Here is a 242-nt window from a genome sequence, read left to right on the forward strand (position 1 = left end):
CCAATTCAAATCTTACTTGGGAAGGATTTTTGGGTGGATTTCTCTTCACGACGTTGGTGTCATTTATTCTATACCCATACCTCACGCCATTTGGTTTAACATTCGGTATCCTGTCAGGAGTTATCATCAGTGTTGCAGGGTATTTTGGGAGTTTAACCATTTCCGTACTGAGAAGAGATTTATCTCTTGGGGGACAACATCACAATGGTAGATTAGGAGCAAACTATATCACAAAGATAGAT

General features: G+C 39.7%; 1 protein-coding gene. It reads left to right on the forward strand.

Going from position 1 to position 242, the window contains the following annotated elements:
- Nucleotides 1-242 (forward strand): phosphatidate cytidylyltransferase (locus tag AOA61_RS20840; RefSeq protein WP_178075201.1); only part of this gene is annotated, 242 nt, incomplete at both ends.

Source organism: Pseudomonas sp. 2995-1, from assembly GCF_002742505.1.
Lineage (GTDB): Bacteria > Pseudomonadota > Gammaproteobacteria > Pseudomonadales > Pseudomonadaceae > Aquipseudomonas > Aquipseudomonas sivasensis.